The organism is Pararhizobium sp. A13, assembly GCF_040126305.1.
Taxonomy (GTDB): Bacteria; Pseudomonadota; Alphaproteobacteria; order Rhizobiales; family Rhizobiaceae; genus Pararhizobium.
In genome coordinates, this window is record NZ_CP149511.1 from 608358 (window position 1) to 632632 (window position 24275).

Sequence of the window (24275 nt, forward strand, 5' to 3'; positions counted from 1 at the left end):
CCATCCGCATTCAGCGCTGAAGATGGCTTCTCCTCGGGCGTTCATCAAAGCATTTTTTCAGTGGCTGACGTGTCCGGCTAAATGGGAGAGTTTCAGCGGCCAACTATTTGGAAATCCCAGGATGCACCTGAATTCGCATAAGTTCGTATCCTTTCAAGACCAGGGAGCAAGAAGCTTTGGCTCGAGATCGATCTTGAGAGTTGGCCACAGCGTGCTCGCCACTGGAATGGGCAAGCGCCGTAGGGTTGCTGGTTGAGAAAGATCAGGCGGAAAAGGAGAATTATTGCGCATGTGAGATGCGTGATAATCAGAATGTTCTCGCCGTGCTGCAGACGAAATACGTCATATATAACGAGTTATCGCAAGATATCGTTCATATTTGGAATTTAGGTAGCGAGCGCTATCTCAGTCTGATCGTTTATGAAGGCGGGTTCATACTGGCGCGCCAAGGAGCCGGAGACGCCCACCTGTCGAAGCGCCTCACGCCATTCATCAAAAATACACCGCACCGCAGCACGGACCATCCTACGAGCGTCTGCTTCGGCGATCTCGAAAAACTCGCAGGCTTCCAGCGCCAGACGGATCGATCGGTCATGCACGCCACCTTCCAGTATCGCCGTTTCGAGATGCGGATTGCGGTCAGGCGCGGGGTTCACATCGAAAACCGGAGACAATCGCCAGCGGCCGGCTCCCACATAGAGGAAGCCGTGATTCTTCAGATGGTCATCCTTGTTCGACACAAGGATGGTGAAGATCAGGCGCAGAAAAAGTTCGCGGAAATCGGCCTGCGGATCAGCGGCATTTGCCCGCATGAAGTCGATGATCTCCGTATAGGAACCGATCTCTGTCCCGGTCTTGCCAAGGGCTGTGCGGGCCGAGATGTAGGGAATACGTGCGGTCCCGCGCCGGTCGAACCGCCGAATCAGAGCGACCGGGAATGGCGTGTCGGCGAGTTCCAGCCTGACTTCCGGCGTGCGGATGCCGCAGGCCCGGGCGAGGCGGAGCGTGGCGACCTCGATGCACTCGATCGGCTGCTGGTCATGAACCGAGGTGAACTTGGCGAGCCAGAGCGCGTCGCCATCGCGGACATTGGCCTTGGGACGCGCACCGCCCGAACCGCCCGCACCGGCGAGCGCCTGCATGTCCTCGGGGGATATCTCCTTGCCTTGCTCATAGGCCCGGGCGATGGCGGTGATCGCTTGCAGATCGACTAGGCGTGGCACAGCATCGGCCGCCCCACCCCGGATAATTTGCCCTGCATCGTCGAGAAACCGCAAGGCCCCCTGCCGGCAAGTGTCATCGGACAGGGTCAGATATTCGAATTCGGAAAGGCCGTTGCCATAGGCGCGCGCGAGAAGTCTGCGGCCCCAACTATCCGGCGTGGCGTCGGCGAAGACGCCCGCCAAGGCGTCGCGCATGTTTCCGGGCTGACCAGATGTGTGAAATGGCCCAGCTTCAAGGGGAAAGGTCGGCTGCACGGCAAAGGCGCGAGGATTCTCGATCCAGGCGGGATCATAGGCGAAGGTCGAGAACTGCCGCGGCCCGGCCTGCGTGAAACGAAGCTGGCCAACCTGTGTCAGGCTCTCGCCGAGAACGACATGGGCGTTGAATTCAGGCATCAGAATGACGCACCGTCCGGATCGACGACATCCGAATCATCCTGTGCCGTCTTACCCTTGGCCTTCTGCCTGCGCAGTGTGGTCGCAAAAGATCGTCCGCGACGCGGCTGGCGTTCGGCGGTCAGCGCTAGACCCAGATCATCCTTGCGGATGTCGATCAGGTCGGCCAGCCGGTCGACAAGACCAAGCACGACCAGGATATCCGCGAGCGTGCCGATCCCGACACCGGGATCTCCCTTTTCCAAGCGCGCGACGGTGCTCGGCGACGTGCCCGCGCGCACCGCCAGATCGGCCACGGCGATGCCGCGCCGCAAACGAGCGCCGCGGACGTCGTGTCCGAGCCTTTCGAGCGCAGACTTTGATTTCGGCGATCCCATAGCAATAGTCCAGATACGACAATTAAAAATCAATATCACATCATATATGACTGATTACTGAATTCGACAAGGGCCGCCTAGCAAAACTTCGGCCGGCTACCGACTCGTTGGGAAGCCACTGGCCGCCAAGGCAATTGACCCTCCCGGTACAACCGCTGATCATACACTGCAGCCCCTTCGCTTCTATCAGCGAACAGGGTTGGGCATGATCCGATTTTGGGCACGGTTTCTGGCTGGCAGCTTTCGGGTGCAAACACGCGAAAACCCGACGTCAATGACCAGGCACCGGCGCGATCGATATCTCTGCTAGATCGGATGACCGGCATCAATCGGGGCCAGCGGACCCAATCGCCCCGTTCAATTGGGATATGGGCACCTACTATTGGAACTGAGCGCAAAGCAGATCCGCCTATGTGCACGCTATTCTACACTACAGCCATCTCCCCCTCTGAAGCCGCTTTACTTCGCCTAGGGATTTGACGCAGATTCTATCTGTGAATTCCGAGCAGGAAACTAGAGGCCGCTGGGTGCTTCTGGTTCAACGCACTGAATATAATTCCGTACTGAGGCGCTGTCGCCGTCGGTCCGCCACAGAAGCCTCATTTCCATCTGAGGCATCGGGTCGCTCACCTCGATGTAGGCCACGCCGGGGAAATTCAAAGACTTCATCGGCGACGGGACGAACGCCACTCCAAGCCCAGAGGATACGTACGTCATGAGGCTCATGATGTGGCTTGTCCTGTAGACGTGTCGAGGCGACAGGTCCGGCAGGGATGTCATCACGCCCGCGATGTTCGAGCGACCATCTGGCTCTGCATAGACGGCAAGACTTTCACCGGACACCTCGGATACCGCAGCTGCCTCGCGACCCGCCAGCCGGTGGGTGTCCGCGACAGCCAGGAGCCATGGCCACGCTCCGACATTGCTGGACGTCACGCCGTTGGGCTCTATGCCCGTCGTCGCGGCATATCCGACGTCGATCTCGTTTCTGAGAAGGGCGTCGGATACCTCGCTGCTCGGCATCTCTTTCAGCGTCACGTTAACGCTCGGCCATTCGGACCGAAAACGCCTGATGGAGGTGGAGATCAATCCCGCGATGGCGGCGTTCGCTCCGTATCCCAGGCGCAGTGTTCCGGTCGCTCCGCGCGCGAAATCCCTGACGGTGTCGATCGCCGATCCGACCAGCGCCAGCGCGGCGTAGCTCTCGCGAAGAAATTCCCGTCCCGCCTCGGTCAACTCGACGCGTCGTTTCGACCGTTCAAGCAGTTCGACACCGAACATGCGCTCGAGGGACTTGATCTGCGCGGTCAGCGCAGGCTGCACGATGTTCAGGCGGGCGGCGGCGCGTCCGAAGTGGAGTTCCTCGGCGACCGCGACGAAGTACCTGAAGTGCCGGAGTTCGATACCCGACAGACGATGGTCTGGCCTTTCCAACAGTAATCACTCCTGATGATTAATGATGATCGAAAACCTATTGGAAATGATAGGTTGGAATGTGCTTTCTGTCACTATGAAAAGGATAGAAACATGCTCCAGCAGACTCCGCCCAAAGGTCCATCGCTTGTCGTCGCACAGCCCGCCGAGGCTGCCGCCGCGAAGCCTTCCCGCGACTACACGAAACTCCTCGTCCCGCTGATGGTTGTCGCGGCGGTCTGCGTTCTCGTCGGCGTGAGCTCCCAGCGCTGGGACAGGTGGATGGCGGGGGCGGACACCCAGACGACGGACAACGCCTATGTCCGCGCCGAACTCAGCCGCCTCAGTGCGCGGGTCCCGGGGAACGTCAGCATCATCCACGTCGGCGATTTCGACCGGGTCAAGGCGGGAGAAGTGTTGGTCGAGATCGACGCGTCGGACTACTTGGCCAAGCAAGCCCAGGCGAAAGCCGCGCTAGATTCCGCGCTCGCCCAGCTTAGCAACCTCGATAACCAGAAGACCCTTCAGAAGGCGGCCATACGTCAGGCGGAGGCCCAGTCGGCAGTCGCGAAAGCCAATGCGGCCTTGGCGAAGACGGAGGCGGATCGGCAGGTCGCGTTGACGGAAAAAGGCGTGGGTACCCAGCAGAAGAACGAGCAGGCCCAAGCTGCGGTGCAGTCCACGGCCGCGACCGCCTTGGCGGCGGAGGCCTCGGTCGCCTCGCAGGAGGCTCAGCTCGAATATGTTGAAGGACAGGCGGACCAACTGACCGCAAATGTGGAGGCGGCCAGAGCTAGCCTGAAGGCCGCCGATCTCGCCGTCTCATATACGAAGATAACCGCTCCTTTTGACGGTGTCGTCAGCGAGCGGCAGGTCCACGTCGGAGACTACGTGACGGTGGGCACGAATTCGATTTCCATTGTGCCTCTGCCTGATGTTTACATCATCGCCAACTTCAAGGAGACCCAGCTCGGCCGCATGCAGGAAGGGCAGATCGCCGACGTCACCGTAGACGCGATCCCGGGAGAGACGTTCAAGGGTCACGTGAGCCGACTCTCTCCGGCGTCGGGTTCGCAGTTCGCACTGCTTCCCGCCGACAATGCCACGGGCAACTTTACCAAGGTCGTCCAACGAGTGCCCGTCAGGATCGACGTCGACGCCTCTCCTGCGTTGGAACGCCTGCGCTCCGGAATGTCGGCGGTGGTCTCGGTAACGGTCGCCTCTGAAGGTCGATAAGGCAATGGCCGAATTCTTGCGATTGGCGCTCCCGTTCCGAAGCACCGGAAGGGAAACCCATCATCCAATACTCGCCGTCTGCGCCGTACTCCTCGGACCGTTCATGGTGGGCTTCCACAGCCGCCTGTTCGGGATCGGCCTGGTCGACCTCCGCGGCGCTTTCGGTCTGAGCGTAGACGAGGGGGCTTGGCTCAGCACGCTCGCGACCGCGCCCCAGATCGTGCTCGCCCCCGCCGTAGCATGGCTTGCTGCTGCCTTCGGCATCCGACGCGTCATGGTCGTGCCGGCTCTGATCTATGCCATCGTCTCGCTTTTGATCCCGTTTACTCGGGACTTCAGTGAACTCGCGATCCTCCATGTCCTCCACGGGACGCTCCTCGGCATCTTTGTCCCGGCGACCCTGATGATCATCTTCCGGAACCTGCCCGTGAAGTGGTGGACAACGGCAATCGCAATCTATGCTTTTCGCGGCGCGTTCACGGCGAACTCGGGAACGGCGCTCCTGGACTTCTACGTGCAGCATTTCGGTTGGCAATATCTCTATTGGCAGGACGTAGCCCTGGCACCGCTCTTGGCTTTCCTCGCATACAATGGCGCGCCGCGCGAGAACGTAAACTTGGACCTCGTGCGCCGTGCGGACTGGGGCGGCATGCTTTTTCTTGGCACGGGCATGGCCCTCCTCTTCGTCGCCATCGATCAGGGAAATCGCCTGGACTGGTTCGAGAGCGGGCTTATCGTCTCGGCGTTCGTCGGCGGGCTGGTGCTGGTCGTCGCCTTCCTGGTGAACGAGATGGTGGTCGCGCATCCGTGGGCCAGCTTCGGGGCCATCGGCGCGCGCAACGTCATCCTTCTTTTGTCGATAGCGCTGCTCTACCTGATGAGCAGCCTTTCGAACTCCACGTTGATCCCGAACTACCTGACGACGGTAGCCCAGCTCCGCCCAGAGCAGATCGGTGCCACCTTGCTGAATTGGGTTTGTGTTCCCTTGATCCTGATGACACCGATCGCGGTCTGGGCGATGCACCGGACCGACGGACGGTTCGTCTTGTTCACGGGTCTCTGCTGCTTTGCGGCCGCCGCTCTCATCGGCACTGGACTGTCGCCAGACTGGAACGGTGACAGTTTCCGCACGATGTGCGCCCTCCAGGGGGCGGGCCACATCCTGACCTTCCTGCCGATCATCATCCTGACCGTGGCGAACGGAGACCCGAAAAAGGCTATTGCGGTCGCGGCTTATATTCAGGTCATCCGGCTGCTCGGCACCCAGACGGCGCAGGCGTTGATAACCACCTATCTCCGCAAGGGCGAACAGTTCCACTCGTATTTGACCGGTCTCAACCTGGAGCGCGGCTCGGAGGCGTCTGTCTCAGCGCTTTCGGCGCTCGCCCACAAGATGGCGGGTGCGGGACAGGCGATGTCCCAGAGCCGAGCGACGGCCGTACTCGCGCAGCAGGTCCAGAAGCAGGCGAACGTCCTTTCGTTCATCGACGCCTTCTGGCTGACGTTCTTCTGCGCCGTGGGCGGTCTCGTTATCCTCGCTTTCGTGACCAAAGCTCCGAAGGGGCCTCTTTCAGCATAGACCTGCCGGACGACCGCAGCGCCGTGAAAACGCTGGTGACGGACGCCGGTGCGAAATTCATCGACGGCAAGTTTGTCGATTTCCCTGATCCATGGGGCAACCGCATAGAGGTCGTGGAGTACAGGGCCCTCCAGTTTTCAAAGACCGATGAAGTGCTGAAGTCGATGGGACTGGCGCTCGACAAAAGCCCCGAAGCCGTCGAGGAGCTGCGGAAAAAGGGAATGACAAAATAGGATTGAAGAGAAAACCCGCATCTGCGGCTCAGCCGGGTTGTCACTCACACGTGTCGTCTTTCTGAACCTCGACGCTGCAGACTAGCGTGTTCCATTCTTGGAACATGACGGTAGCATCTTTCGAGTCTTGAGGTCGGGCGTTTCAAAGATAGATTCAGAGGCGAAACAAAGGTGCTGAATTCATGACCGATCATTCGATTGCGACAATCCCATCCGATCAGCCGCTACCTGCCGACGATCTGAGCCGAACTCTTGCGGTTGCCATGCCGGACGATCCGGCGGTACCGCACATCTCGCAGGCGGGGAACGTCTACACGATCTTGATCTCGGGAGAGCAGACGGAGGGGCGCTATTGCCTCATAGACATGCTGGTGCCGGACGGCGGAGGCCCGCCGCCGCACCGACACCAGTTCGAAGAAATGTTCACACTGCTCGAGGGCGAGCTGGAGTTCTCGTTTCGCGGTGAGACGCAGACCATCCGTGCGCCCGCATCCGTGAACATCCCCGCCAACGCGCCGCACCAATTCGCCAATCGGTCGGGAAAGATGGCGCATATGCTGTGCATGTGCACGCCGGCCGGACAGGAAGAATTCTTCCTTTCGGTGGCCGATCGGATTCCCGATCGCCAGTCTCCAGCGCCGAAGCCCGACGCAGCGAAGCAGGCGAAGAAAGCAGAACTTATGAAAACTCTGGCTCCCAAGTACCGAACCGAGTTCCTCCAGCACACCTGATACAGGGTCGCCCGTATACTCGGGTCACCTCTCCACACCAGCATTGCAACCTTGGCGCGACCGCGCGGTCGTGGGGTTCACAGTGCGACCAGAATAGAAAGAGCGACAGCCATGACAAACGCGATGAGGAATATAGACGGATTTGGCTCGGTGGCGGGCGTACCCAAGCTCCCAAAGGGCTTTTCCGAGGTCTTCAGCAGCTATCGGGTAGAGGCGAACGGGATCGGCTTGCACGCGGTCATCGGCGGGGAGGGACCGCCACTTCTGCTGCTTGGCGGCTGGCCGCAGAACTGGTTTGCGTGGCGGTATCTGATGTTGCCACTCAGCCGCGATTTCACGGTGATCGCAGTCGATGCGCGCGGCGTCGGTCTGTCCGACAAACCGGCCGACGGCTACGACGCCGACACCCTTGCTGCCGACATGTTCGCGCTCATGGACTCGCTTGGTCATGCCAAGTTCTCGATGGTGGGTCACGATGTCGGCCTGTGGGTCGGCTATGCGATGGCAGCTGACCGCCCGGATCGTATCGAGCGCATCGCCCTTGGCGAAGCCATCGTTCCAGGTTTGTCGCCATCCCCTCCGTTGCTCAGCGACGACCGTTGGACGAGCGACTTCCTTTGGCACTTCAATTTCAATCGCGCGTTGGGCGTCAACGAACGCTTGGTCGAGGGGCGGGAAGACCTGTACTTCGGCTACCAGTTCGACACCAAGGCCGGATCGATCGCCAACTTCCCCGCCTATGGCAAGGAGTTCTACATCGAAACCATGCGTCGCGTTCCCGGCGCGTTGAAGGCCAGCTTCGACTACTACAGGGCAATCGATGATTCGATTCCGCAATATCGACGGCGCACGGAGAACAAGATCACGATCCCCATTCTGGCGTTCTCCGGTGCCTTGGCCTGCGGAGACATGGTCGCGAACGAATTGCGTTCGGTGGCGACCAACGTCGAGTCCGCAGTGATACCCGATTGCGGTCACTATCCCGCCGAAGAGCAGCCGACCGCACTACTCGAGGCGCTGCAGAGCTTTCTTCGTCCTTCGATGCGATGATGACTGCCGAACACTCATCGCGTTGTCGCGAAGCCCGATTTTAGCGGGCCTTGTGACATTTGCTTATGGTGCTGCTTTTTTTGCATTGAAGGGTGGTCAGTGCGCTGTTCCCCCGGCCAACATGGTCAGACCCGAAGGACGAAACACAAACAAAAAGCAACTGGTCGCGACGGACCGGCCTTGAATACAGGCCAGACGGTCGATCAGCAGATCAGGAACGGCTGTTCGTAGAAATGCTCTTCGAGATTGACGCCTTCGCCGCCGCGATCCACCACGGCGAATTCGGAGATGCCGTCCAGGGGTGTCAGAATGCCGTGCCAGACATTGCGGCCGATATTGACGCCCTGGCCGGGTGCAGTCTTGAAGGCGATCGGTTCGCCGGGACCATCAGCTGTTTCCTCTGCCACGACGACGAGGAACGGATGCTCGCTTAAGGGAATGAACGCCTGGGTGCCGAGCGGATGGCGCTCGACCATGGTCAGTTCCAGCGGCAGCGGATAAGGTTCGCCGCGCAACAGGCTGATCATCGGACGGGCCTTCTCGCCCGTCGTCTCGATCTTGGCGAGGTCGTGGTAGCGCACGCATTTGCCCGCATTGATCGGGAAGCTTGGCGCACCCTCGGTTTCGAGAACCTCGCCGAACGGCGCGAAGGCCTCGCGGGTGAGCGCTCTGATATCGATCGTTTTCATATGTCCTCCTCCTCAGAAATGTTGCCGGGATTTGCGGCCGGCCGCTCAGCCAGCCAGCATGTCGGTGAGGCGAAGCAGGGCAATCCGCTCCACCTGGCGGCAGGCCGTATCAAACTCGGTCTGCCGATCATTGACGATGCGCCGCTCGAAGGCGGTGAGAATATCGTCCTTCGTGAGACCTCTGACGGCGATGATAAAGGGAAAGCCGAAGGTCTTGACGTAGCGGCTGTTGAGGTCGGTGAAACGCACGCGTTCGGCATCCGTCAGCGCATCGAGCCCGGCGGACGCCTGCTCACTGGTCGAGCTTTCAGTCAGCCGTTTCGCCTGCGCAAGCTTGCCGGCGAGATCCGGGTGCGCATTGAGCACGCCAAGACGTTTCGCGTCGCTCGCTTCGCGAAAAACCGCCGCCAGCGCGGCGTGAAGCCCGATCGCCGTATCATTGGCAGGCCCGAGTTCTTCGGCGAAGGTGCGTCGGGCGATCCAGTCAGAATGCTCGAACACGCCGCCGAAGCGCGCGACGAATTCATCCTCCGTCAGGCGCGATGGACGGCTCTCGTTGGGTTGATAGGGATGCGCTTTTGCCCAATGGTCGGCAATATCGATGCGGCGGGCAAGCCAGATCTTGTCGTGGCTCTTCAGGTAGTCGATGAACCGGGTAAGCGCCGCAGCCCGCCCCGGCCGGCCGGCGAGGCGGCAGTGCAGGCCGATGTTCATCATCTTCGGGGCGCCGGCCGCCCCTTCGGCATAAAGAACATCGAACGTATCCTTCAGATAGCTGAAGAACTGGTCGCCGCTGTTGAACCCTTGCGCGGTGGCAAAACGCATGTCGTTGGTGTCGAGCGTATAGGGAATGACGAGCTGGTGCCTGCCGTCATGCTCGTGCCAGTAGGGCAGGTCGTCGGCATAGCTGTCGGAAACATAGGCAAATCCGCCTTCCTCGGTGACGAGATCGACGGTGTTAGCCGAGCAGCGGCCGGTGTACCAGCCAAGCGGCCGCTCACCGGTCACGATCGTGTGTATTCGGATCGCCTCGGCGATTTGCTGGCGCTCCTCGCTGGAATCCATGTCCTTGCACTCGACCCATTTCAACCCGTGCGAAGCAATCTCCCAGCCCGCTTCCTGCATTGCCGCGACCTGCGCCGGCGAGCGCTTCAGCGCGGTTGCAACGCCATAGACCGTTGCCGGGACCTGTCGCTCGGTCAGCAGCCGATGCAGCCGCCAAAAACCGGCGCGGGCGCCGTATTCATAGATCGATTCCATGTTCCAGTGGCGCTGTCCGGGCCAAGCCTGGGCGCCGACGATTTCCGACAGGAAGGCCTCGGATCCGGGGTCGCCATGCAGCACGCAGTTCTCGCCGCCCTCCTCGTAGTTGACGACGAATTGCACGGCAATGCGGGCGCCACCCGGCCAGACGGCGTCCTGCGGCGTCCCGCCATATCCATGCAAGTCACGGGGGTATCTCATGAAGCCATTCCTCCTCAGCTTTCGATTGGCCGATTTTTTTACCGGAAAACGCGCGCGCTATTTCCCTCGAAAAATTTGAAAGTCTCGAAGGATAAGCCCGCTACCGCAGCGAAGTGGGTTGAAGGATAGTGGCCGAACGAATGCAGTTTTCGGAGGTGAAACGCATGCAATCTCACACTGGTCGGCTGACGACCCATGTGCTCGACACGGCGCTCGGCAAACCGGCCGAAGGCCTGCGCATCGACCTTTTCCGCGTCGAGGGCGACAAGGCCGAGCAGATCGGCTCGATCCAGACCAATAGCGATGGTCGCTGCGACGCGCCGCTTCTCTCCGGCGAGCACATGAAGGTCGGAACCTACGAGCTGCGTTTCCATGCCGGCGACTATCTCGGATGCAAGGCCGGTGAGGTCTCCTTCCTCGACATCATCCCGATCCGCTTCGGCATCGCCGACGAGACGGCGCACTACCACGTGCCGCTGCTTCTTTCGCCGTACAGCTATTCGACCTATCGCGGGAGCTGAGTGATGACCGTCGACATCCGCAACACCATCCGTTTCCTGCTCAATCACCGCCTGGTCGAGCTTTCCTCGGTCTCGCCGGTCCAGACGCTGCTCGATTTCCTCAGGCTTGACCGCAATCTGCGCGGCACCAAGGAAGGCTGCGCCGAGGGCGACTGTGGCGCCTGCACGGTACTCGTCGGCCGGCTGCTCGACGGGCGGCTGAAATATGAGACCGTCAATGCCTGCATCCGCTTCGTCGGCTCGCTCGACGGCTGTCATGTCGTCACCGTGGATTCGCTCGCCAAGCCCGGCGGGCCGCTGCATCCGGTGCAGCAGGCAATGGTCGATACGCACGCGTCGCAATGCGGCTTCTGCACGCCAGGCTTCGTCATGTCACTTTATGGCCTCTGGATGGAAAATCCGAAGCCGTCTGTCGAGGAAATCGAGAAGGCGCTGCAGGGCAATCTCTGTCGCTGCACCGGCTATGCCGCGATCATCCGTGCCGCCGAAGCGGTCCAGGGAATCGGCGATCTGAACAAGGATCCGCTCGTGCTCGAACGGGAAAAGATCAGCCAGCAGTTGGTGGGCCTCAAAGACGGCAAGCGTGTTGTGATCGGCGAGGGCGCCGCGCACTTCGTGCTGCCCGCGTCGGTGGATGATCTCGCCGAGATCTACCAGGCTGAACCGGAAGCCCGCATCGTCGCCGGCTCGACCGATGTCGGGCTGTGGGTGACGAAATTCATGCGCGACATCTCGCCGGTGGTACACCTTTCCCACCTCGATGAACTTCGCCGAATCGCCGTCGACGAGAGCGGCATCACGCTGGGAGCGGGTGTCAGCTACAGCGAATCCTATCCGGTGCTCACCGAGCACTTCCCGCAACTCACCGAACTCTGGGATCGCATCGGCGGCCAGCAGGTGCGCAACATGGGCACCATCGGCGGCAATATCGCCAACGGCTCGCCGATCGGCGACACGCCGCCGGCACTGATCGCGCTTGCAGCTTCGGTGGTCCTGCGCAAGGGCACAGAGCAGCGCACTGTGCCGCTCGAGAGCTTCTTCATCGGATATGGCAAGCAAGACCGTTTGCCTGGCGAATTCGTCGAAGCCGTGCGCATCCCCTTCCTGAACGAGAATGCGCGTTACGCCGTCTACAAGATCACCAAGCGGCTGGACGAGGACATCTCCGCCGTCTGCGGCGCCTTCCGTCTGACCTTCGATGCCAACGGCAAGGTCGGCGATGCCGTGATCGCCTATGGCGGTATGGCCGGTACGCCGAAGCGGGCGGAGAAAGCCGAAGCGGCGCTGAAAGGCGCCCATTGGAACGAAGCCACGATCGAAGCCGCCATGGACGCGCTGGGGGCGGACTACACGCCGCTGACCGACTGGCGGGCCTCGGCGGACTACCGCCTGCTGGTCGCAAAGAACCTCTTGCGTCGCTTCTATCTGGAGACGCAGGGCGCCGAGCCCGTGCGGCTCGACCGCAAGATCAAGCTGGCCGTGTGAGGAGACGAGATCATGAACGTGATGCAGCCCATCGACCGCATCCGCGGCGGCGTGCATGAAAAGGAACGCCACGAATCCGGCCACAAGCATGTGACGGGAACGGCCGAATATATCGACGACATGCCGGAGCCCGCCGGCACCCTGCATGCCTATCTCGGCCTGTCTGAGCGCGCCCATGCTCAGATCCTGTCGATCAATTTCGACGCCGTGAAAACTGCTCCCGGCGTCATCGGTATCCTGGCGGCGGCGGATATTCCCGGCGAGAACGATGTCAGCCCGGCGCACAAGCACGACGATCCGGTCTTCGCCACCGAAAAGGTGGAATTCCACGGTCAGCCGATCTTCGCCGTCATTGCAGAAACACGCGATGCAGCCCGGCGGGCTGCGGCCAGGGTCAAGATCGAATACCGCGATCTGCCGCATGTCACCGACGTCATGGAAGCAGCGGCTGCCAATTATCCGCTGGTCATCGATCCCCTGAAGCTGGAGCGTGGCGATATCGCCGCCGGTTTTGCCAAGGCGAAGAATGTTGTCGAAGGTGAAATGCGTATCGGCGGCCAGGATCACTTCTATCTCGAAGGCCATATCTCCTTCGCCATCCCCGGAGAGGATGACGAGATCACCGTCTATTCCTCGACCCAGCATCCGAGCGAAACGCAGCATATGGTCGGCCAGGTGCTTGGCGTTCCCTCCAATGCCGTGACGATCAACGTGCGGCGCATGGGCGGCGCCTTCGGGGGCAAGGAAACGCAGGCAAACCTGTTTGCCTGCGTCGCCGCGTTGGCCGCGAAAAGATATCGCTGTGCGGTGAAAATCCGTCCGGACCGCGACGACGACATGACCGCGACGGGCAAACGGCACGATTTCCACGTCGGCTACAAGGTCGGCTTCGACGACGATGGCCGTATCGAGGCGGTGGACGCCGTATTCTCGGCACGCTGCGGTTTTTCGGCCGATCTCTCCGGCCCGGTCACCGACCGCGCGCTGTTCCACGCCGACAACTGCTATTTCTACCCGAACGTCCGGTTGCGGTCGCGGCCGCTGAAGACCAATACCGTTTCCAACACGGCCTTCCGCGGCTTCGGCGGTCCACAGGGCATGGTCGGCGGGGAGCGGATGATCGAGGATGTCGCCTATGCGCTCGGCAAGGACCCGCTCGAAATCCGCAAACTGAACTTCTATGGCGGCGACGGGCGCAACCTGACGCCCTATCACCAGACCGTCGAGGACAACATCATCGGTCGCATCATCGAGGAGTTGGAAACCTCCTGCGATTACGCCGCTCGCCGCGACGAGGTTCTTGCCTTCAACCGAGGTAGCACCGTCATCAAGCGCGGCATTGCGCTTACCCCGGTGAAATTCGGGATCTCCTTCACCAAGACGGAATACAACCAGGCCGGCGCGCTGGTCCATGTCTATTCGGATGGCTCAATCCATCTGAACCACGGCGGCACGGAAATGGGGCAGGGCCTCTACACCAAGGTGGCCCAGGTCGTTGCCGACGAGTTCCAGGTCGATCTCGACCGGATCAAGGTGACAGCAACAACGACGGGCAAGGTGCCGAACACCTCGGCCACCGCCGCCTCCTCCGGATCGGACTTGAACGGCATGGCCGCCGCCAACGCCGCGCAGCAGATCAAGGCGCGGCTTGTAAAGTTCGCTGCGGAACGTTGGGGCGTCAGCGAGAACGACGTTGCTTTCGAGCCGAACACCGTTCGCGTTGGTATCGAGCGCATTGCTTTTTCCGAGTTCATCAAGCTTGCCTATGGCTCGCGCATCCAGCTTTCGGCGGCCGGTTTCTACAAGACGCCAAAAATCCACTGGAACCGTTCGGAAGGCCGTGGCCGTCCCTTCTTCTACTATGCTTATGGCGCCTCCTGCTCGCAGGTCAGCGTCGATACGCTGACCGGCGAGTATCAGGTTGATCGCACCGATGTGCTGCATGATGTCGGCAAGTCGCTGAACCCAGCGCTGGATATCGGCCAGGTGGAGGGTGCTTTCGTGCAGGGCATGGGCTGGCTGACGACGGAAGAACTCTGGTGGGATGCCAAGGGGCGTCTGCGCACCCATGCGCCGTCGACCTACAAGATCCCGCTTGCCTCAGACCGGCCGCGCATCTTCAACGTCAAACTTGCCGAATGGTCGGTGAACCGCGAGGAAACGATCCGCCGCTCCAAGGCGGTCGGCGAACCACCCTTCATGCTGCCGATCTCGGTGCTCGAAGCGATCTCGATGGCGGCGGCGAGCGTTGCAGGGTATCGTATAGCGCCGCGCATCGATGCGCCGGCGACGCCGGAGCGTGTCCTGCTCGCCGTCGAACGCTTGCGGCGGGCCGCGAAGAACGGGTGATTGGCATGGCTGCCAGACGCGAAGACATCAGGGATTTTCTGTACCGCGAACCGGACTGCGTGCTCGTCGAGGTGACCGGAGCTGCCGGTTCGACGCCGCGCGACACCGATGCCTGGATGCTGGTGGCAGCTGACAGTCTCTTCGGGACGGTCGGGGGTGGTCAGCTTGAATATATGGCGATCGATCACGCCCGGCGGGCCTTGCGGCAGGGTGTTCCTGCCGAGGCTATGAACGTCCCGCTCGGCCCGGAAATCGGTCAGTGCTGCGGCGGCCGTGTGGGCTTGTCCTTCACGGCGCTGACCCCGGATGTCGCCGCCTTCCTGATTGCAAGGAGCGACCGCGAAATGGCAGAACGCCCGCATGTCTACGTCTTCGGTGCCGGCCATGTCGGTGACGCCTTGGCTATGGCTTTGTCCCTGGCGCCGGTGCGCACCGTGCTTGTGGATACCCGCGAGGAGGAGCTGTCGGCGTCGAATGTGGAGGGTATTGAAACCTGCCTGACAGCGATGCCGGAAGCGGTCGTGCGCGATGCCCCGCCCGGCAGTTCGTTTGTCATTCTCACCCACGACCATGCGCTGGATTTCCTGATTGCCGCCGAAGCATTGCGCCGCGACGATGCCGCTTACGTCGGCATGATCGGCTCGAAGACCAAACGCGCCACCTTCAAGAACTGGCTGTCGCGCGAAATCGGGCGGCCGGAACTTTTCGGCCGGCTGATCTGCCCGATCGGCGGCACGGCGGTCAAAGACAAGCGTCCCGCGGTCATCGCAGCCCTCGCGGCCGCCGAGATCATGACGGCGGCGCTGAATTATGACGTGCAGAGGCATTCTCCAACAAAAGCCGGGCTGGGCGAGAGTTCGAAGACCACATTGCCGCACTGAGGGCAATTCGCGATTACATCCAAGGATTGAGGCAGCTCAGGCGGAGCGGTTCAAAATGCGCCGTGTTGCAGGTAACGATTTCGAGTTGATGCACGATCGCTGTCGCTGCGATCATCGCATCCGCCGAGGGCCGTTTGTCGGCCGTCGGCAGCCTGCCCGTGACGGAGGCGATTTCGAGATCGAAGGGCAGGATGCGGCCTTCGAACCCTGCGAGAACGACATCCGTCAACCAGCGCGCCAGTTCATCGGCAAATTCGGGATCATGGCTTCGTTCGCGCATGATGCCGAATCCGATCTCCATGATCGTTACGGTCGAGAGGTAAGCGGTGTCGGCATCGAAACTGGCGAGGAAATTGCGGAACTCGGCGCTCTGAGTTTCAGGCCGGCGCGCGGCCGAAACGACGTTGGTATCGAGAAGAAAGGCCATCAGAACGCGAAGTCACGTCCCGATATATAGAGCCTTTCCGGCTAAAAATCGTTGCCTGAATCCGGTGAACGGTCGGCCAGCGCGTCCAGCAGGGTCTTCGGCTTCCTCTAGTTCGTGGTGAAATCCGCATAGGTGACGAGGACATAGCTCGCCTCGCCGTGCTCCGTGATCACGAGTGGCTGCTTGTCCGCTTCCTTTTTTGCCCGGTTCGGATTCTGGTTGAACGCGGCGCTGGTCATCGAAGACAATTTCATTGCCATTCCTCACAGCCTCTATTCCAGCATCTTGCCGATCAGCCGCTGACAGCGCTCGGCCATGAAATCAATCATCAGCCGGACCTTCGGATCCTGAAAGCGCTTGTGCGGATAGATTGCTGCGAGCTGAACGCTGGCCGGCGGTGTATCCTTCAGGATCTCGACCAGTGTGCCGTCGTTCAGATAGCTTTTTACCTCGAAGAGCGGCTTGTTGATGATGCCGCGGCCTTCCAGTGCCCATTGCGTCAGGACGTCGCCGTCGTCGGAATCATAGGGGCCGCCGATCTCGAACTTGCGGATACCGTCCGGCATCTGCAGGTTCCAGTAATACTCTTTGGAACCGGGATAGCGCAGCAGCAGGCAGTCGTGCTTGTCAGCGATCAGAGCATCCGGCGTTTCCGGCGTGCCGCGCTTTTCCAGATAGCCGGGCGCGGCGCAGACGACGCGCTGACAGTTCAAAATGCCGCGCATGCGCAGGTTCGAATCCTCGAGCACGCCGAGCTTGAAGGCGACGTCGACGCCCTCGCTCAAAATATCGACATTGTGGTCGGAGAGACGCAGGCGCACCTCGATATCCGGATATTTATCGTGGAACTCCGGAATGCCCGACGCGATCAGGCGCCGGCCAATGCCGAGCGGTGCGGTGATCCGGAGCGAGCCCTTCGGATTGTGCGAGAGGTCGGCGATCGCGCTTTCGGCCTCGTTCACCGCCTCGATGATTTTCACGGCGCCCTGGTAGAAGACGCGGCCGTGTTCGGTCGGCGAGAGCTTGCGTGTCGTGCGGTTGAACAGGCGCACACCGAGATGCCGTTCCAGTTCCTTGATACGGTTGCTGGCGACGGCAGGGGTCACCCGCTGGTCGCGGCCGGCGGAGGAAAGGGTGCCGAGTTCGACGACCCGGACGAAGACGCGCACATTATCGAGATAAGACATGACGCTTTTCTACCATATTGCCAACCGAACCACAGCGGGGGTGATCTTATAGATTTTTTTGAAAGTGTTGGGGATTAACCGGCATTTCGGCGAAGATCGCGCAATGGCAAAACTCTCCCAAACAGGGGGAGAACCCATATGTATGAATATGCCATTGCCTGGGACTGGCTGACCTTCGCCGTCCGTTGGCTTCACGTCATCACCGGCATCGCGTGGATCGGTTCGTCGTTCTACTTCGTCGCGCTGGACCTCGGTCTGCGCAAGCGCCCGGATCTTCCGGCCGGCGCCCATGGCGAGGAATGGCAGGTCCATGGCGGCGGGTTTTATCACATCCAGAAATATCTGGTGGCGCCAGCCAACATGCCGGAGCACCTGATCTGGTTCAAATGGGAAAGTTACGTCACCTGGCTGTCGGGCTTCGGCATGCTGTGTCTGGTCTACTATGCCGGTGCCGACCTCTATCTGATCGATCCGAACGTGCTCGACGTCTCCAAGCCGATTGCGATCGGCATCTCGCTTGCGTCGATCGCCTTCGGTTGGATCATCTACGACCTGATCTGCAAGTCGCCCTTCGGTAACGACAATACGCGGCTGATGGTGCTGCTCTACTTCATCCTTGTCGGGATGGCCTGGGGCTATACCCAGCTCTTCACCGGCCGCGCCGCCTTCCTGCATCTCGGTGCGTTTACCGCGACCATTATGTCGGCGAACGTGTTCTTCATCATCATTCCGAACCAGAAGATCGTGGTGGCGGAGCTGATTGCTGGCCGCATACCGGATGCGAAATACGGCAAGATCGCCAAGCAGCGCTCGACGCACAACAACTATCTGACGCTTCCGGTCCTGTTCCTGATGCTGTCGAACCATTATCCACTGGCGTTCGGCACCACGTACAACTGGATCATTGCCTCGCTCGTCTTCCTGATGGGCGTTACTATCCGACACTATTTCAACACGCGCCACGCCAATGCCGGCAACCCGACCTGGACCTGGCTGGCGACAGCGCTCCTCTTCATCGCGATCATGTGGCTGTCGACCGTTCCGAAGATCCTGAGCGGCGAGCCGGAAAAGGTCTCGGCGGCGCAGCAGCCGTTCATCACGGCGGAGGCGTTTCCGAAGGTGCGCGACACGATCCTCGGACGCTGTTCCATGTGCCATGCCAAGGAGCCCGGCTGGGAGGGCATGATCGTGCCGCCCAAAGGCGTGATGCTGGAGAACGACGCCCAGATCGCCGCCCATGCCCGTGAAATCTATCTGCAGGCGGGGCGCTCGCATGCGATGCCGCCGGCCAATGTCACCGCCATTTCCGACGACGAGCGCAAGCTGCTGGTCGCCTGGTACGAAGCGGTTGTAAACGGAGGAAAAACCCAATGACCGAACTCCTGATCCGCGGACGCGTCCTCACTTTCGTCAATGAGCCGCAGGGTATCGATGATGCCGCATCCTATCGCTACGTGGAGGACGGGGCGGTGCTGATGCGCAATGGCAAGGTGGCAATGGCGGGGGAACATGCCGAAGTGAGCCGCATGGCCGCGCCTAGCGTCACTGTCGCCGACCACCGGCCGCACCTTGTGCTTCCCGGGCTGATCGACACGCATCTGCATTTCCCACAGACGCAGGCGATCGCCTCCTATGGGGCGCAACTGCTGGAATGGCTGAACACCTACATCTTCGTCGAAGAGCAGAAATTCGCGCAAGCCGAACATGCCGCCTTCATCGCCGGGCGGTTCATGGACGAGCTTCTGTCGAACGGCACGACGACGGCCGCCGCCTATTGCTCGGTTCACCCGCAAAGCGTCGACGCCTATTTCACCGCGGCCGAACAGCGCGGCATGCTGATGATCGGCGGCAAGGTGATGATGGACCGCAATGCGCCCGACGCGCTTAAGGACACGCCGCAGCAGGGCTATGACGAGACGAAGCGGCTGATCGGCAAATGGCATGGACGGGGCAGGGCGCACTATGCGATCAGCCCGCGTTTCGCCATCACCTCGACGCCGGAACAGATGGAGATGAGCCGGGCGCTGGTGGCCGAACACCGCGATTGCTACGTGCAGACGCATCTGTCGGAAAACAGGGACGAGATCGCCTTTGCCACCTCGCTCTATCCGGATGCGAAGGACTATACCGACATCTATGCCCGCTACGATCTTTTGACAAACAGGACGCTGCTCGGTCATTGCATTTATCTCAGCGACCGGGAGATTTCGGTGCTGGCCGAGACCGGCGCGGTCGGCGTCTTCTGCCCGACCTCCAATCTCTTTCTCGGTTCCGGCCTGTTCGACCGCGACCGCTTCGACAGGCTCGGCGCACGTTGGTCGGTGGCGACCGATGTCGGGGCGGGCACCAGCTTCTCGATGCTGGAGACGATGGACGAGGCCTACAAGGTGCTGCATTTGCAGGGTCAGCGGCTGTCGCCGCTCAATTCCTTCTACCGCATGACGCTTGGCAACGCCCGAGCGCTGCGTCTTCAAGACCGGATCGGCTCGCTGCATGCCGGGGCCGATGCCGATATCGTCATCCTCGACTCGCGCGGCAAGTCGGCGATGGAGCTTCGGATGAGGACGGCGCAATCGCTGGTCGAGGAATTGTTCATCCTGCAGACCATGGGGGATGATCGCTGCGTGGCTGAGGTCTATGTGGCCGGCAAGGCGATGAAGGGGCGGAAGGTGGTTGCCGCCAGGCGGGAGCTGGAGACGGCGTGAGCTTTCACCCTCCCCTTGAGGGGAGGGTCGGAGCGAAGCTCCGGGGCGGGGTCGTGGAGCGATTTAAGCCTAGCTTCCCAAGCTGACCTTCGGGCATCCCCGTTGCCGCGCCGTGACGACGATCGACTGGTAGTTTTACCAGTTGCGCAAAGCTTGTTGCGTTCATACCGATAGGTTCTTGTCATCTTGTCGCCTCGCTTCGAGACACGGCCATTGTAGCTGACCTCGCCGGAATCGAGGACGGCCGGGATGGCGCGGCTTAGACGCTGGCTCACAACTTCCCGAACGCCACGCTTCTCCAACCCCAGCCGGCCCGATGAGCCGCGTCAATTAGGGGCGTCTTTATTTCGGCAGTATTGAAGCGATATTCGTAAACCTTGCCGTAGGACAAATCTTCCTTGAAGGCGAAGGCCATGCCGAAGCTTTTTTCCCACTTTCGACCGCGAAACGTATCAGCGCTCAACGCAAGCGTTGGCATGCCGGCGCGCCATTCGACAGACCATTCCTGATCGACGGCGCGGACTTCGCAATCGGCAGCATCGAATTTCATCAACACCTTGAACACCCTTTGCAGCCCGGCTTTGGCAAAAAGTTCGTACCAGCGGGCATCAACGATCTTCCATTCCGCGACGAGATCGACGCCTTCCGGCTTGCCGTCACGAATGATGAACGGCGCAGTCTTTCTATTGATGGCGAGAAGATTATTGCGAAGCGCTGCGGTCGATTGGCGGTCCACGCCCTTCGGCGCCGGTTTATATCCTATCAGCCAGTCGAACAATTTCACGGCAGGTTTCCTCAATCAGGGGCATTGTGGGCAATCTCTACCGTGAGACACATTAAAAATTGAGATCGTGTCCATCAGGTTCAACTGTTTGCCAGACTCGCTACGAGAACAGATGAGAACAAAGTGCACGGCTTTTGCACGGTTCAGCCGTGCAATTCATGGAATGTTCCGCGCATTCATGTCGTCTCAAGCGGGTTGGCTTCTTCTGGCAAGGCGCGTTAGGAGTGTCCCGCGGACCGAAGTATCATTGATTTTATTATGTTTTCCCGCATCGCATTTTTTGATTTGGTCAGGACGCCCCTTCAGGTATGTCAGCTCTCCACATCAAAAAACGGGCACGAAGAAGCCGCCAAAGCGGGCCTTTTCGTACAGCATTTTGGGACCAAATCTAGAGGAGCGCGAGCTACGCAAGCGGAGCCGGAGGACAGTATGTAGTCGTCATCCCGGAATTGGACATCGTGATTGTTCATAGGGCAGCCAAGGTCGATCAGGGAATCTCCCATGAACGGATGGGTATGATCCTCGACCACGTTCTGAGCGCGATAATCAGAGCGCCAGCCAAGATCGTTGATCGCGACATCAAGAGCGGAACTACGGCCTTGAGAGTCGCGGCCTTTCAACGGACTGCCCGTTTTGACCAGGCTTCAGAAACTCTCCGATCCATTCATGACGATCTCCTTTGGGCGGACCGGCATGATGTGGATGTCGCGATTTTTCCTGAATGCTATCTGTAGGGACATTCAGACCAGGAAGGCATTGTGCAAAGCCGAGCGCTGTCCATTGCTGACGGTAAACTGCCGTCGCTTGTCCGAGACCTTGCTCCCCGGGCTGTATGTGTCAACCAGAATGTTTGTGGCAAGTGCTACATACCGGAATGACCTTTGCGGGATTGAGGATGGCGTTCGGATCGAGGGCCGCTTTGATGCGGCGCATGACGTTGATTTCGGCTTCGCTGCGTGAATGATCAAGGAAATCGCGTTTCAAGGTGCCAATGCCGTGTTCGGCGGAGATCGAACCCTGGTATTTTCGAACGAGGGCATAGGCGAGCGCATCGATCTCGTGCAGATCATGTTCGCTCGGCGCGTCGATCCAGACGGCCACGTGCAGGTTGCTGTCGCCGACATGGCCGAAGAAGGAAACATGGGCGGCGGGAAAACGGGCGCGTAGAGTGGTCTCGCAGTCGGCGGCGAAGTCACCGAGTTGGCCGATCGGCGTGCTCACGTCGAGATTGACGAGGCCCGGCAGCAACTGGTCCATCAGATGGCCTTCGCGTACCGACCAGAAGGCACGCGCCTCCTTCTCCGACTGGGCAATCAGCGCGTCGGTAAGCAAGCCGTCCTCGAACGCCGTGCCGAGGAAGGCTTCGAAGCGTTCCCTGTCCTCGTCGCTGCCGGTGACGTCCTGCTCGATGATGACCGTGAAGTGAGGCGTTCTTTCGAAGAAAGCGAGCTTCAGGGCCTCGGCGTTGAAGCGGAAGTAACTTTCCCACATGGCTTCGAAAGCGGAAAGGCCGGGAAGATAGCGCTGGGCGGATTTGAGCAGGGAAACGACATCGCCATAGGTTTCGAGCGCGCAGAGCGCGGTCAGACGGGCGCTAGGAAGGGGGCGCAGGCGCAGGACGGCGCGTGTAATGATGCCGAGCGTACCCTCCGAGCCAATGAAGAGCTGGCGCAGGTCATAGCCTGTGTTGTTCTTGACCATCCGGTTGAGCGAGGAGAGCACGGTGCCATCGGCGAGGACGGCTTCGAGGCCCAGAACATTGTCGCGGGTGACGCCATGGCGGATGACACGGATGCCGCCAGCATTGGTGGCGAGGTTGCCGCCGATCTGACAGCTGCCGCGGGCACCGAGATCGATGGGCAGCAGGAAGCCTCTGTCTTCAGCGGCACGCTGGGCGACTTCCAGCGGCGTGCCGGCAAGCACCGTCATGGTCGCTGCGGCGGTGTCGATTTCCTCGATGCCCGACAGGCGTTCCAGCGACAGGGCGATGTCGCCGCTGCGTGCGTTGGCACCACCGGCAAGGCCGGTGAGGCCACCTTGCGGCACGACGGGCTGGCGGTGGCGGTCACAGATTTTCAGGGCCAGCGAGACCTCATCGACGCTCGAGGGCCGAAGGACGGCCAGCGGAAGGAACCTGCCGGTGGTGCTGGCATCGCTGCGGTAGCGTTCGCCGGTGCTTTCGCCGGTGAGTACGCTGTCTGCGCCGAGTGCTGCAATGAGATCTTCGATGACGGTCATGGTTTCGGTCTCGCTTCATGCACGAAACGCGGCATGCGACGCGTCACGGCAGCCTCCATGTCGGCAACGCAGGGAAAGCGCCTGTGCAGATTGGTCATGGCGGGGGTTGCTCCTCGATTCGCTCGGACTTTAGCGCCTATGGGCGTGGGTTCGAAAGCCCTCGCTCCGCCACTCTCTTCGCAAACGGCGGGGAATGAGAGCGGCCTCTCTTCCTTTCGCGGCGAGCGGAAATGGTCGCCGCAACGGGCGCTGGGGCGGATATTGACGGAATCGATAGCACAGGGCTTCTAGGCGGAAGAATCCCAGGGCGAGGTCGGACCGCCGAGAATTCCGGAGCATCGATGCTACAAGTTGAAATCGAGGAAGAGAGACCCCTCCGTGCGCGCGACGCGTTGACGGTCGCTCGAATCGTCAGGGTGAATCATGCCGGCGAATTTGGTGCGATCCGGATTTATTCAGCGCAGATGCTGGTATCCGGATGGCTCTGGCCGGATTGCATTCCGGCTCTCGCGGAAATGCTTGACGACGAACGGCGCCATTGTGTGTTGTTTCGCGACGCTATGCCGGACCGGAAGTCACGGCCATGCCGGGTCATGCAGTTCTGGAGCTGCGGCGGCTGGTTACTCGGGTTTCTGACGGCGCTGCTCGGCCGGCAGGCCATATGGGTGTGTACGGCTGCCGTGGAGGTTGCGGTACATCGGCATCTCGATGATCAGCTGTATTTCCTGAAGGACCGCGATCCTGCATTGAGTAGCATCATCCTTTCTATTCGAGATGAGGAGATTGCCCATTTGCGTCACGCCGAAGAGCGGCTGGTCGCCCCAAACATTGCTTTTCGCATATTAGGGCAAGCAATTTCGCTCGTGACGGACAGCTTGATCTGGCTGTCAACCTGGGGAGATTCGACGCGAATGGTGCGGGCTTTGAAGGCAGATGGAAGGTAACGCTGGGTCAGCTCTAGGCTGGGCAGAGCCCCGAGGGAGTAATCAGCCATACTTTTTGAAGACGAGCGGCCAGCGTACCTTAATTCGAACAGTCCTTACCTGGGTGCATGATGAGCGCGAGAGTGACGGCGAAGGGTCAGGTGACCATTCCCAAACCAGTACGGGACTTCCTCGGCATCGTGCCGGGCACTCGGGTCGAATTTCAGCGGACTGCGGATGGCAACGTGGACGCGGGCCGACGAAAAACGGCCGGCAAGCCGCTTCAGAAAGCTGTGCGGCCATGCCGGCAAGGGACTGAGCACCGACGCCATCATGGCGCTGACGCGCGGTGACGAGTGACGCTCGTCGACACGCCTGTCCTGG

The 24275-nt window shown here is 60.6% G+C and carries 22 protein-coding genes and 1 pseudogene; 13 read left to right on the plus strand and 10 right to left on the minus strand.

Annotated features, from left to right (window positions below):
* Positions 1–386: 386 nt before the first annotated feature.
* From WI754_RS24430 to WI754_RS24440, 3 genes are all read right to left on the minus strand, one after another.
* On the minus strand, positions 387–1619 hold the full coding sequence (locus WI754_RS24430) for a type II toxin-antitoxin system HipA family toxin (protein WP_341487859.1): 1233 nt from the start codon (positions 1617–1619) through the stop codon (positions 387–389).
* Positions 1619–1996 (minus strand): helix-turn-helix transcriptional regulator, encoded by a 378-nt coding sequence (locus WI754_RS24435; protein WP_341487860.1) that lies wholly within the window; start codon positions 1994–1996, stop codon positions 1619–1621. Before WI754_RS24435 ends, WI754_RS24430 begins: the two co-directional genes overlap by 1 nt.
* 513 nt (positions 1997–2509) lie before the next feature.
* Positions 2510–3430 (minus strand): LysR substrate-binding domain-containing protein, encoded by a 921-nt coding sequence (locus WI754_RS24440; protein WP_341487861.1) that lies wholly within the window; start codon positions 3428–3430, stop codon positions 2510–2512.
* A 93-nt stretch (positions 3431–3523) separates the two neighbouring features.
* Between WI754_RS24440 and WI754_RS24445 the strand changes: the two genes are divergently transcribed.
* From WI754_RS24445 to WI754_RS24465, 5 genes are all read left to right on the plus strand, one after another.
* A complete protein-coding gene (locus WI754_RS24445; protein ID WP_341487862.1) occupies positions 3524–4645 on the plus strand; it encodes an HlyD family secretion protein in 1122 nt (373 codons plus the stop codon).
* Between the two features lie 4 nt (positions 4646–4649).
* On the plus strand, positions 4650–6224 hold the full coding sequence (locus tag WI754_RS24450) for an MFS transporter (protein WP_341487863.1): 1575 nt from the start codon (positions 4650–4652) through the stop codon (positions 6222–6224).
* Between the two features lie 23 nt (positions 6225–6247).
* Positions 6248–6457 carry a hypothetical protein gene (locus WI754_RS24455; RefSeq protein ID WP_349438059.1) on the plus strand — a complete coding sequence of 70 codons (210 nt, stop codon included), beginning with the start codon at positions 6248–6250 and terminating at the stop codon, positions 6455–6457.
* Between the two features lie 182 nt (positions 6458–6639).
* Positions 6640–7188: a cupin domain-containing protein gene (locus tag WI754_RS24460; RefSeq protein ID WP_341487865.1), complete on the plus strand. Its 549-nt coding sequence runs from the start codon at positions 6640–6642 to the stop codon at positions 7186–7188.
* A 111-nt stretch (positions 7189–7299) separates the two neighbouring features.
* Positions 7300–8238, plus strand: coding sequence for an alpha/beta hydrolase (locus tag WI754_RS24465; RefSeq protein WP_341487866.1), 939 nt, complete (start codon positions 7300–7302; stop codon positions 8236–8238).
* Between the two features lie 203 nt (positions 8239–8441).
* On the opposite strand, the gene WI754_RS24470 is transcribed toward WI754_RS24465, so the two are convergent.
* Positions 8442–8927, minus strand: coding sequence for an ureidoglycolate lyase (locus tag WI754_RS24470; RefSeq protein ID WP_341487867.1), 486 nt, complete (start codon positions 8925–8927; stop codon positions 8442–8444).
* 45 nt (positions 8928–8972) lie between these two features.
* On the minus strand, positions 8973–10391 hold the full coding sequence (gene puuE, locus WI754_RS24475) for an allantoinase PuuE (protein ID WP_341487868.1): 1419 nt from the start codon (positions 10389–10391) through the stop codon (positions 8973–8975).
* 164 nt (positions 10392–10555) lie between these two features.
* On the opposite strand from puuE, the gene uraH reads away from it, so the two are divergent.
* The 4 genes from uraH to xdhC are packed head-to-tail and all read left to right on the plus strand — an operon-like array spanning position 10556 to position 15627.
* Positions 10556–10912: a hydroxyisourate hydrolase gene (gene uraH / locus WI754_RS24480; RefSeq protein WP_341487869.1), complete on the plus strand. Its 357-nt coding sequence runs from the start codon at positions 10556–10558 to the stop codon at positions 10910–10912.
* A 3-nt stretch (positions 10913–10915) separates the two neighbouring features.
* Positions 10916–12397 (plus strand): xanthine dehydrogenase small subunit, encoded by a 1482-nt coding sequence (gene xdhA / locus WI754_RS24485; protein ID WP_341487870.1) that lies wholly within the window; start codon positions 10916–10918, stop codon positions 12395–12397.
* A gap of 12 nt (positions 12398–12409) precedes the next feature.
* Positions 12410–14746 (plus strand): xanthine dehydrogenase molybdopterin binding subunit, encoded by a 2337-nt coding sequence (gene xdhB, locus WI754_RS24490; protein ID WP_341487871.1) that lies wholly within the window; start codon positions 12410–12412, stop codon positions 14744–14746.
* Between the two features lie 5 nt (positions 14747–14751).
* A complete protein-coding gene (xdhC, locus tag WI754_RS24495; protein WP_341487872.1) occupies positions 14752–15627 on the plus strand; it encodes a xanthine dehydrogenase accessory protein XdhC in 876 nt (291 codons plus the stop codon).
* A 13-nt stretch (positions 15628–15640) separates the two neighbouring features.
* Here xdhC and WI754_RS24500 read toward each other — a convergent pair whose 3' ends face one another.
* The 3 genes from WI754_RS24500 to WI754_RS24510 all read right to left on the minus strand — a co-directional run bounded on the left by WI754_RS24500 (position 15641) and on the right by WI754_RS24510 (position 17241).
* Entirely contained in the window at positions 15641–16054 is a 414-nt protein-coding gene (locus tag WI754_RS24500; RefSeq protein ID WP_341487873.1) for a type II toxin-antitoxin system VapC family toxin, read from the minus strand.
* A 107-nt stretch (positions 16055–16161) separates the two neighbouring features.
* Positions 16162–16308 (minus strand): hypothetical protein, encoded by a 147-nt coding sequence (locus tag WI754_RS24505; protein WP_341487874.1) that lies wholly within the window; start codon positions 16306–16308, stop codon positions 16162–16164.
* Positions 16309–16326: 18 nt separating this feature from the next.
* Positions 16327–17241, minus strand: a complete 915-nt coding sequence (locus WI754_RS24510) for a LysR family transcriptional regulator (RefSeq protein ID WP_341487875.1) — start codon at positions 17239–17241, stop codon at positions 16327–16329.
* Between the two features lie 138 nt (positions 17242–17379).
* On the opposite strand from WI754_RS24510, the gene WI754_RS24515 reads away from it, so the two are divergent.
* The gene (locus WI754_RS24515; RefSeq protein WP_341487876.1) at positions 17380–18615 is read left to right on the plus strand and encodes a urate hydroxylase PuuD; all 1236 of its coding nucleotides are present in this window, start codon (positions 17380–17382) and stop codon (positions 18613–18615) included.
* Positions 18612–19946, plus strand: a complete 1335-nt coding sequence (guaD, locus tag WI754_RS24520; protein WP_341487877.1) for a guanine deaminase — start codon at positions 18612–18614, stop codon at positions 19944–19946. The genes WI754_RS24515 and guaD overlap by 4 nt, the downstream gene beginning before the upstream one ends.
* A gap of 271 nt (positions 19947–20217) precedes the next feature.
* Here the strand turns inward: guaD and WI754_RS24525 are convergent, their stop codons facing one another.
* Both WI754_RS24525 and WI754_RS24530 read right to left on the minus strand, forming a co-directional pair.
* Complete coding sequence (locus tag WI754_RS24525) at positions 20218–20730, minus strand: hypothetical protein (RefSeq protein ID WP_341487878.1); 513 nt, start codon at positions 20728–20730, stop codon at positions 20218–20220.
* 837 nt (positions 20731–21567) lie between these two features.
* A complete protein-coding gene (locus WI754_RS24530) occupies positions 21568–22968 on the minus strand; it encodes an FAD-binding oxidoreductase (RefSeq protein WP_341487879.1) in 1401 nt (466 codons plus the stop codon).
* 341 nt (positions 22969–23309) lie between these two features.
* Here WI754_RS24530 and WI754_RS24535 point away from each other — a divergent pair, with 341 nt between their 5' ends.
* Complete coding sequence (locus tag WI754_RS24535) at positions 23310–23912, plus strand: demethoxyubiquinone hydroxylase family protein (RefSeq protein WP_341487880.1); 603 nt, start codon at positions 23310–23312, stop codon at positions 23910–23912.
* 110 nt (positions 23913–24022) lie between these two features.
* Positions 24023–24251 (plus strand): annotated as a pseudogene (locus WI754_RS24540) (AbrB/MazE/SpoVT family DNA-binding domain-containing protein).
* Positions 24252–24275: the final 24 nt, after the last annotated feature.